Source organism: uncultured Methanobrevibacter sp. (genome assembly GCF_937906425.1).
In the GTDB taxonomy this organism is placed as follows: domain Archaea; phylum Methanobacteriota; class Methanobacteria; order Methanobacteriales; family Methanobacteriaceae; genus Methanobrevibacter.
Genome location: NZ_CALCYR010000256.1, coordinates 1 through 9885 on the forward strand (window position 1 = coordinate 1; position 9885 = coordinate 9885).

A 9885-nucleotide genomic window follows, 5' to 3' on the forward strand; every position below is an offset into this window, starting at 1 on the left:
TCACGTATAGTGTTTCTTGAAATTGTTTTGTCTACAAATGCTTTTCTTGCCATAATATTATTTTGTCAATAATACTATAAAAATTTTTTGTCCACAACTATAATTTAATAAAAGTTTAAAAAGAGTAGTTTTTTAATGTTTTTTTATAAAAACAGTGATTTTTAAAAGATTTTTAAAAAAAGAGTAGTTTTTTAAAGTTTTTTTTTTAAAAATAGTAATTTTAAAAGATTTTTAAAAAAAATAGTTTTTTATTGTTTTTTTTTAAAAAAACAGTAATTTTTAAAAGGTTTTAAAAAAAGAAAAAGAGAAAAATTCATGAAATGTTCATGAATTTAATAATTAATTTTACAACTATAAATTAAGTTTAGTTGCGTCATAGACATTGTCTAAATCTTTGATTTTGTCCACAGCTTCTTTGGATGGTTCTTCGTCTAAAGTAAGAATCATCACTGCTTCTCCGCCAGTAGAATCTCTACCTACTTGCATAATGCCTATGTTGATGTTTTCTTCACCGAATTTAGTGCCAATAGCACCAATGCTTCCAGGAATATCTTTGTATTTAGCGATAAACATGTGTCCTTCCGGTTTTACATCTACCCAATAACCATTTACCTTAATGATTTTAGCTTCATGTAAGAAGGTTCCTTCAGCAGACATTTTGCCGTCTTTGGTTTCAACTGCAACCTTGATTAAGGTGGAGTAACCTTCGCTGTCATCACTTACAGCTTCAGTAATGCTGATTCCTCTGGCTTTTGCTACAGAACTTGCATTGACTGTATTTACAGCAGTTTCAGTGATAGGATTTAAGATTCCTTGTAAGATTGTTCTTGTAAACAATTCCTTATTAGGAAGAGTGTTGATTTCTCCTTTATATGTAATTTCTAATTTTTTAATAGGGCTGCTTGTTGCTTGTGAAATGAAGCTTCCTAATTTTTCACAGAGTGTGAGGTAATCGTTGGTTTCATCAAAGTCACTGTTGTTCATGCGTGGCATGTTAATAATGTTTTTAGGCATTCCACCTTTGAATAAGGTAATGACTTCATTTGCAACGATGATTGCTGCATCTCTTTGTGCCTCTTTGGTTGAAGCTGCAATGTGAGGAGTACATACAATATTATCCAATTCGAATAATTTATTGTCTTTTGCAGGTTCCTCTTCATATACGTCAAGACCTGCACCCATTATTTCTCCATTTTTTAAAGCATCATATAATGCATCTTCATCAATGATTCCACCACGTGCACAGTTGAAGATAAGTGCAGTGTCTTTCATTAATTTAAATTGTTCAGTGGATATTGAATGTTCGGTTTCAGGAGTTAAAGGTACATGGATTGTAATAACATCGGATCTGGTTAAAACGTCTTCAATATTTTCATATAATTCTACACCCATGTTTTTAGCCACTTCAGGAGGTAAATATGGGTCGTATGCAATTGCATCCATTTCAAATGCCTTACATCTGTTAACTACTTGGGATCCGATTCTTCCCATACCGATTACACCAAGGGTTTTGTTTCTAAGTTCCATTCCCATAAATGCTTTTTTCTCCCATTTTCCTTCCTTGGTAGATTTATCTGCTATTGCAATTTTACGGATGGTACTTAAGATTAATCCCATTGTGTGTTCTGCTACAGTGATTGAAGTAGATTCAGGTGCATTTACTACCATAATTCCTTTTTCGGTAGCTGCATTTACATCAATATTGTCTACACCTACACCCGCTCTAGCAATGATTTTAAGATTGTCTGCCTTTTCAATAACTTCCGCAGGTAATTTAGTTCTACTTCTTACGATAATAGCGTCATATTCTCCAATGGTTTCGAGTAATTCTTCAGGAGTAATGCTTGTGTCAACAACGACTTCAGCAACTTCCTTTAAGTTTTCAATACCTTTTTCATTTATTGCGTCTGCAATTAAAGCTTTCATTCTTTCACCAAACAATTAAGTTTTTTATAATTTTGTAATTTTTATTTTGTTAAAATATCTTTGTAAAAATAAGTTTTATCATTCAAATTTTTAATTTGTCTAATTAACTTAATTTATAAAATTCTAATTAATTAATAGATATTTATAATATTAATATTTATGATTAATCTTATATTTAATATTTAATAATTTTTGACCAATGTTTATAGTATTTTGATAATTTTTTTATTTCTTCTTTCTTTATTTGGATAAATTTAATGTATGTTTTATCGGCATTATTTTGTTTTTGCTTATTATTTCGATAATTTTGATGCTTATTTTTTAGGGTTATTTTGTTTTTGCTTATTATGTCGATAAATTTAATACTTATTTAAATTAAAAATTATCTTGATAATGATTATTATTTTTCAATTTTTAGGTTGTGTTTATTATTTTTAATGATGATTTAGAATTTAATGGAAAAAATATTCCTCGTGTGGTTTTAGGAAATGCTCCATTTTTAGCAGATGCCTATTTTGGTCATAGAACTCGTTTATACAATATGGATTTACTTAGAAGGCCTGCTAATGTATGTAAAATTATTGAAAAGTCTTACGAATGTGGGGTTCGTTCCATAAACCTTGCAAATAAGCCTGGACTTCTAGAAGCATATGATGCTGCAATTGAAAATGGTGTTGAAATGAAGGCAGTATCAACTATAGGTAAAACAGAAATGGATTATGTAATCCCTAATTTTGAAGAGGCTAGACGTGAAGCTACTTGGAAAGAGGATATTGAAAATTTGGATAAATATGACAATTCCATGATGTTGGTAGATGAATTCCTTTTTGATGCATATGATTGGGATTTTATTATTGAAATCTTGGAGAAAATCAATGATACAGGTATTCCATCTGGAATCATTACTTCTTTTCCTTTTAAAAGCTCTCAAGAATTAATTGACTCTCCTCTTCTTGAGGACAAAAATCTTTTTGACTTTTATATGATTCCTGTTAATAAGGTCGGTTATATGATGGACGTTCCAGATTTTAGAAGTGATAAACAGGAAGAATTGGAAAATATGCTTAAAAAGATTGATAAGAAAGTTATTATTAATAAGATTTTGGCTGTTGGTATTCAAATGCCTCAAGAGGCTTTTAATTTCTTGAAAACTCTTGATTATGCTGAAATGGTAGCTGTTGGTATAGCGTCTGAAATGGAAGCAGAACAAACTTTCAATATCTTAAAGGATATTTGATTAAAAAATTCAAATTTGTTTTTTAGAAAATTTTTATTTTATTTTTTAATTTACATCTAATTTTATATTTTAGGAATAATTTTATATTTTTAGAATTATTTTATATTTTTAGAATTATTTTATATTTTACGAACTTTTAATAGTATTTTCATGAAATTTGAAATTTAATTATTTTTATAAGTTAATTCTATTTTTTTATTTTTCATGAAATTTTAAAAGTTATTTTTTATTTTTCATTTTCTATTAAAAAATCATTAATTTAGATACTTTTGTTTACATTTTTTGTCATTTTTTTCAATTTTTGTGTATTTTGCCCTATTTTAGTCTTTTGGGGTATATGAAAAAGATAATTTTTAAATATAACTATTGTTAAATATTTACTTGTAAAGATTAATTAATTTTTTTAAAAAAAATATAAAATTTTTAGGTAAGATTATTATGGATTTTATTAAAAAAATTCCCGCTATTCGATGGGAAGATGGAAATTATCATGAAGTTGAGGAAGAAACTGTAGAGGATGAAAATATTTATTTTCATATAGATTTTTTACCTCCTCGTAAATTTTCAACTTATCCTGCAGATCTTGAAGATTTTGCAGTAGGTTACTGTTTAGGTGATGGACTAATCAAGTCTGTGGATGAAATTGAAAGCATTGAAGTAGAAGATAAAAACGTTACAATTAAAACTTCCTTAAATCACCTTCCTGAAGAGGACTTTGAATCTGATGATTTGGTTCAGGAAAGATCTGGCGGATGTAAACATGCATGTGCATGTAGGCTGCTTGAATATCAAGGTGTAATGTCTGACAGTGCAGGTGGTTGGAGAAGTGAATTGAAAAATGTTGAAGCTGTAGAATCAGACTTGACAGTTGATGCAAGTGAAATCATTCGCAATATGAAAAGATTAACTGCTAAGGCTGAAATTTGGCAGGAAACTGGCAGTGTTCATGTTGCACAATTGGTTTATGGTGATAAATTTATTACTCGTGAAGATGTAAGTCGTCATGTAGCTGTTGATAAGGTAATTGGAGCAGCTGCAAGGGCAGGTTATGACTTAAGTCAATGTTATGTAACCTACAGTGGTAGAATGCCTGCAGACATGCTTATAAAAGTAGTTAGAGTCGGTATTCCTATTTTGGTATCAAATGCCGCTCCAGCAGGTTCTGGTTATGACATTGCTGAAAAAGGAAACATTACAATGATTGGTTTTGTTCGTGGAAACAGATTTAATCTATACACTGCTCCTGAAAGAGTAAACTTGGATAAATAATATTTTTATTTATCTTTTTTTATTTTTTATTTTTTAATTTCATTGATTTAATTTATTTTTTCTTATTTTCTTATTTTTTCTTATTTTCTTATTTTTTCTAATTTTTTTTTTTAATCATTTTTTTATAATGATAATTTTATTTTTTTTATGTATTTTTTAAGATGGTGCATGATCAATTTTTCTAATCTATGATAAATTTTTCAAGAAAATTAAAAATCTTTTTTACTATTTTTCATGATTTTTTTAATCAATTTTTTTTAATTTTTTCTAATTTTTTAGAATTTTTTTAATCAAAATTTTTTAAATTTTTAGTATTTTTTTCTAATTTTTTGATTATCGTTTAATGATGATGTAATGATATTATCATTTTTTTCTAAAATTTCAAATTTTGATAAAAATTTATTTTTTTACCTTTAGAAGATAAAAATTAAGTATAATAACAATTACTGCAAGAATTGCTAATCCCGTAATAATTGGATTGATAGTATTTGTGTAATACATAATAAGAATTCCTAATATTAATGCAATGATTAAAATAATTGTTATTTGTTTAGTACTGATTGCCATAATAATTCTCCTTTATTTTTTCATTTCATGTAATTACAAGAATTTACATGAAATACTTATTTTGTATAAAATTTGTACATTGTAAAACAAATCAATTTTTCCATTATCTTTAATAAAAAAATCATTTGAAAAATATTAAATTCAAAGTATTTTTCTATAAAAAAATTCAAGTGAAAAAAATTTAAATTCAATGAAATTTTTCATTAAATAAGATTAAGTGAAAATACATATTTTTTTTAATATTATTTTTTAAAAATAGAATTAAAACTCTTAATTGTTTCTTCTTTCCTTGATGATTTTTAGGAATTCATTTGAGTTTTCAAATTCTTTCATTTCCCATGATTTCACTACTGGAATTCCATCAATAGAATCCTTGATCTTGTCATCATTAAGGATGAAGAATGAATCAGATGATGTAACCAATGAAAGGTCCTTAAGACTAATGGCCATTTTCTTTAATGTTTTTACATTGTTTTCGTCTTGAACATTTAAGTTTGCAATTAAAGGATTGTCCTTTTTCTTTGTTGCAATTTCTGCCTTGGCAAGTGCATCAAATGGGCTCTTGTTGGTGGAAACTACTCCAAATCCTAATTTTGCTAAATTCTGAGCATTTGTTCCTTGATTTTTTGCAGTGCTTAGATTACTTGTATCTGCCTTTAACTTAATGTCTTCTTGATATGGTTCAAAAAGATCTATATCCAAAGTGATTTTGGTGTTTAAAATCTCTTCAAGAAGCATTGCAGTTTCAGTATTTGCCCTTACAATACCATTTTCATATTTGTACATTGTAGCTCTTGAAACATGTGCAAGATCTGCTAAATCCTTTAATGAGAGTTTATATTCTTCTCTATATTCCTTTAAAACATTTCCATTTATTTGAACATAATATCCTCCTCTATCTGCAAGGATTTCGGGATATTCATCATAAATTATCATGTTTTTAAGAGTTTCAAGACCAATTGCAGGTAATCCATGTCTTTCATAAACCACATCCTCTTCAAGGATATGATTTTTGGACTTTAAGCCTACAATGATTGGTGAAGCGAGGAAAACATTTGAAATCTTACGTATCTCTTCAACATGGGTTTCATTAATACTATCAATGTTTACGAGGACTTTTAAAAGTAAAATAAGTAGTTTTTTACGAGCAACTATATCAAAACAGCTTTGCTCATAAATGTCTGAAGTTTCAAATCCTTCTTTATTCAATAAATGATAAATCTCTTGTATTAATTGATTCCTATTTTGAATTGCCATAGGAAGCCCTCGCTTTTTTGTTTTAGTAGTTTATTTGATTTGTTTTAAAGAATTATTAAAATGAATAAAACATTTTTTCTAATTTAGCTTAAATTTAAATGCGAATACATTTTTTCTATTTTTTTGATAGTATTTATTAAATAGTTTTAATATATTTTAATAATATATTTTAATTATAAATATCTTTTAAGGTTAATATAAAATTGACTATTTATTTATGAAATTTTTATTAAAATTTTAATTTTTTTTTAAAAATTTTTATAATTAATTATTTTTAATTAAAAGATTTATTTAGTCTAATTTTTAATTAATTTCATTTTAATTAATTAATTTCACTTTAATTGATTAATTTTATTTTATTTGATTAATTTCATTTTAATTGATTAATTTCTTTTTAATTAATTAATTTCACTTTTATTAATTAATTTCTTTTTAATTAATTAATTTTAATTTAATTATTTTTATTTATTTAATTGTGTGAATGATTTTTATGGATTATTTTTATGTAGGTATTGATGATACTGATTCTCCTGATGGAATGTGTACCACTTTTTTAGCTTCCACTATTCTAAACGAATTTAGGGAAAATGGAATTGAAATAGAAGGTTTTCCAAGACTTATTCGTTTAAATCCATTTGCAAGATTTAAAACTCGTGGAAACGGAGGAGTTTCATTTAAAATTAATTTAAACCAAGACCTAGAGCTTGTAAAGGAAATCGTTTTAAGGAATGTTTCCTCCCTTTCAATGTTTGACTGTGACAATACAAATCCAGGTGTTGTATTTTACAGGGGGGAAATCACTGAAGAAATGATTGATTATGCATTCAAGGCAATATATTCAATTATTACAATTGAAGAGGCTGAAGAATTTGCAGCTAAAATCGGTGCAGAGATACATAAGTTCAAGAAGGGAAGAGGAATCATCGGCTCAATTGCAGCAATTTCCTGTCCATTGGAGGATTTCACATATGAGCTATTGGCCTATAGGGATCCTTCAAGATATGGTACCCTTCGTCAAATAGATTATGATTCTGTTGTTTTGATGGATAAAGAGACTTATCCTGAAACATTTGAAAATATTGATGGAAAATATTTGGCCATTGAACCAAAAACTCCATGCCCTGTCTTGTATGGTATTCGCTCAAACAGTCCTGAAGTTCTTGATATTGCAAGGGATATTGTAATTCCTAATGAAACAATAGTGGACAGTTGTATTTTCAAGACTAACCAGCATACTGATATGCATATTCAGGATGTGGGTTCCATTGCTCTAATGAGGCAGTATTCTTGTTATAGGGTTAAGGGAACCGTTAAGGACAAGCCTCATATAATTGAAGGAGGACATATGTTCTTTTCACTTTATGATGAGTCCGGCGAGATAGAATGTGCAGCTTATGAACCTACAAAGAATTTTAGAAAAACTGTTGAAAACTTAAGGGAGGGGGATTTGATTGAGCTTTATGGCGGTATTGGAGAGCAAAACACCTTTAATATTGAGAAGTTTCAGGTTTTAAAACTTAATGATACTGTTTATAAGAATCCAATTTGTTCCTGTGGTAAAAGAATGACTTCTGCTGGACGAAATAAAGGGTTTAAGTGTAAACATTGTGGAAATAAGATAAAATCAAGTGAAAAAATAGCTGAAAAAATAGAAAGGACATTAAAAAATGGCAAATTCTATGAAACTCCAGTTTCAGCAAGAAGGCATTTGGCTAAACCTTTAATCCGTATGGATTTGTAAAATTCGTTCTTTTCTCTTTTATTTTTTTTAATTTTTATTAATCTCGCATTATTTAATTTTTAATTTTTAATTTTTTTTAGAATAATTTTACATAATTTTATTTTAATTTTTAATTTTTCTATCACTGTTGGTCAGTTATTTGTCATTATTTTTCATAGTTTATCACGATTATACATTTTTTAAAATCAAATAGTATTAATTTATAAACCTTAACATATAATCTAAAAATAAGGTAGATTAAAAAATATAAATTTTATTAATTTTATTAATTTATTTTTGTTTTAATATTATTTTTCAATATTATTTGCCTTTATTATTTAGGTGGGATTTTATTTCAAACGATCAACAATCTTCACATCCATTTAGGGAGAAAACGGATAGGGCGATTAAAAAGAGGCCGCCATGGATTGAGTATAAAATACATTTGGTTGTTTTTGTTTTAGTTATTATTTCAATGACAATTGGAGTAAAGGAGATTAAGATTACAGACACCATCAGTATTTTATTATTGCCTTTAATCTATGCTCTTATTTTAGGATTGCTTCTTTATTTGGCTAAACCTATTAAGTTTGTAGGCAGAAAGCAGTCTAAAGTAGCTGAAGGGATTATGGTCTTGCTTATTGGTGTTTTAATCACTAAATTAGCTATTTCAAGTGGACAATCTATTGCAAGTATTTTCCAGGTTGGTCCTGCACTTATTTTACAGCAAATAGGTAATTTAGGAACTCTTATAGCATTGCCTATTGCATTGCTTCTTGGTTTTAGAAGGGAAGTGATAGGTATGACAAGTTCTATTTGTCGTGAACCTAACTTAGGGATAATTATTGATAAATATGGATTTAAATCTCCAGAAACTCGTGGAGTTTTAGCAGTCTTTGTAATCGGATCTATTTTAGGTACTGCATTTATCAGTTTCCTATCAAGTATCAGCGCTTCAGTTATACCAATGCATCCATATGCCTATGCTATGGCTTCAGGTGTAGGAAGTGCAAGTATGAATGCTGCAGCTTTGGCTCCGTTAATGCATATGTTTCCCTCAATGGCTACTGATTTAGAAGCTTTTGCAGGATGCAGTAATCTTCTTTCATTCTGTTTCGGTATTTACATGTGTATTTTTGTTTCATTACCTCTTGCAGAAAAGATGTATGGGTGGTTAGCCCCTCATTTTGGTCATGATGATGAGGAAACCATTGATGATGAGTATGCAATCGAAGGGGTAAAGCACGATAAGTACGCTTCAAAGGAAGAGTTAAGTTCAGGAAAACTTAAAAGATGGGCAGTTTTGCTTCTCATTTTCTCATTTATTGTTGCAGTAGGTAATCTTATTGGTTATCACACTTCATTCATTGATTCATTCATTGGAATGATTATCATTTCAATCATTACAATTTTAGGCATGTCTCTTGAAAGGATAATTCCTAAAAACATTCAATCAATCATTTACATAAGTTTAATCGGTATTATTGTAGCTATTCCTGGTATGCCGACCGCTAACTTTGTAATTCATTATGTTTCTCAAATTGACTTGTCTACAATCTGTACAGCATTTTTAGCTTATGTAGGTATTGCAATTGGTAATGATTGGGAAGAATTTAAAAAGATCGGTTGGAAAGGAATTATCATTACTTTAATTGTTATTTCAGGAACTTATCTTTGTTCTGCAGCAATTGCTCATATTACTTTAATAGCAACTGGAGTAGTTTAGTTAAATTAAATTGGTTTTATTTTAATTTAATTTAATCAATTTTAATAATTTTAAATTATTTTTTTCTATTTTTCTGTTTTTCTTGTTTTTCTGTTTTCTATTTTCTATTTTTCTTATTGTTTTTAATTTATTTAAAAATAATTTTTTTTAATTTTATTTTATTTTATTAGGTTTTTTCTAATT

General features: G+C 27.9%; 7 protein-coding genes. 4 read left to right on the top strand and 3 right to left on the bottom strand.

Translation table 11 applies throughout. The features are described from left to right. Positions 1–351: 351 nt before the first annotated feature. Positions 352–1926 (bottom strand): phosphoglycerate dehydrogenase, encoded by a 1575-nt coding sequence (gene serA / locus Q0138_RS07535; RefSeq protein ID WP_297982879.1) that lies wholly within the window; start codon positions 1924–1926, stop codon positions 352–354. Positions 1927–2347: 421 nt separating this feature from the next. On the opposite strand from serA, the gene Q0138_RS07540 reads away from it, so the two are divergent. Further along, positions 2348–3163 (top strand): hypothetical protein, encoded by an 816-nt coding sequence (locus tag Q0138_RS07540; RefSeq protein ID WP_297982881.1) that lies wholly within the window; start codon positions 2348–2350, stop codon positions 3161–3163. A gap of 438 nt (positions 3164–3601) precedes the next feature. After that, complete coding sequence (fdhD, locus tag Q0138_RS07545) at positions 3602–4432, top strand: formate dehydrogenase accessory sulfurtransferase FdhD (RefSeq protein ID WP_297982884.1); 831 nt, start codon at positions 3602–3604, stop codon at positions 4430–4432. 399 nt (positions 4433–4831) lie between these two features. Here the strand turns inward: fdhD and Q0138_RS07550 are convergent, their stop codons facing one another. Both Q0138_RS07550 and Q0138_RS07555 read right to left on the bottom strand, forming a co-directional pair. Continuing rightward, positions 4832–4999: a hypothetical protein gene (locus Q0138_RS07550; RefSeq protein WP_297982885.1), complete on the bottom strand. Its 168-nt coding sequence runs from the start codon at positions 4997–4999 to the stop codon at positions 4832–4834. 270 nt (positions 5000–5269) lie between these two features. Then, complete coding sequence (locus Q0138_RS07555) at positions 5270–6250, bottom strand: transcriptional regulator (RefSeq protein WP_297982895.1); 981 nt, start codon at positions 6248–6250, stop codon at positions 5270–5272. Between the two features lie 487 nt (positions 6251–6737). Between Q0138_RS07555 and Q0138_RS07560 the strand changes: the two genes are divergently transcribed. Together Q0138_RS07560 and Q0138_RS07565 are read left to right on the top strand one after the other, a co-directional pair. Further along, on the top strand, positions 6738–7997 hold the full coding sequence (locus Q0138_RS07560) for a tRNA(Ile)(2)-agmatinylcytidine synthase (RefSeq protein WP_297982887.1): 1260 nt from the start codon (positions 6738–6740) through the stop codon (positions 7995–7997). 304 nt (positions 7998–8301) lie between these two features. Beyond that, entirely contained in the window at positions 8302–9702 is a 1401-nt protein-coding gene (locus Q0138_RS07565; protein WP_297982893.1) for a DUF3100 domain-containing protein, read from the top strand. Positions 9703–9885 lie beyond the last annotated feature (183 nt).